The sequence below is a fragment of the Citrobacter sp. VF227 genome, from assembly GCF_052950715.1.
Window position 1 is genome coordinate 1 of record NZ_JBRFVF010000140.1, and the last position, 638, is coordinate 638.

Here is a 638-nt window from a genome sequence, read left to right on the forward strand (position 1 = left end):
CATATGCGCCGGCTGCGGGTCGCGGCCGAGCAGCGGGTCGTCGTAGGCGGTGCCGGGGTTGGCCATGGAGCGCAGCGCCACGCCCTGGACCTTGTCGGTCAGGAGTTCGGCACCGACCAGCCAGTCGGCTTCGGCGGCAGTCTGGCCAAGCGCATGTTGCTTGGTCAGCACCCCGAAGACGTCGGAAACCGACTCGTTCAGCGCCCCTGGCTGGTTGTAGTAAACCAGCGCGGCCTCGCTCTCGATCAGCCCGTGGGCCAGCTCGTGAGCGACCACGTCGAGGGAGCGGGTGAACCGTTGGAAGAGCTCACCGTCGCCATCGCCGATCACCATCTGCTCGCCGTTCGAGAAGGCGTTTTCATTACCCTGGCCATAGTGCACGGTGCCGCTCAGCGGCATGCCCAGATCGTCGATGGAGTCGCGCTGTAACACCTGCCAGAAGAAGGTGTAGGTCGCGCCCAGGGCATCGTAGGCCTCGTCCACCGCGGGGTCGCCTGAAGCGCTCTGACCCTCGCGGCGACGGAGCGTGCCGGGCAGCTGCATGCGCTGCTCGGCATCGTGGATGCGCCGTTGTGGATGACCGGGCGTGCGCAGCTCACCGAGCTCGGCGATCGCCGTGGGGCGGGGCGGTCCAGGGT

General features: G+C 67.9%; 1 protein-coding gene. It reads right to left on the minus strand.

Going from position 1 to position 638, the window contains the following annotated elements; all coding sequences use genetic code 11:
* The coding region (locus tag ACU8YC_RS25515; protein WP_446896036.1) for a M4 family metallopeptidase at nt 1-638 on the minus strand (638 nt) is incomplete at both ends.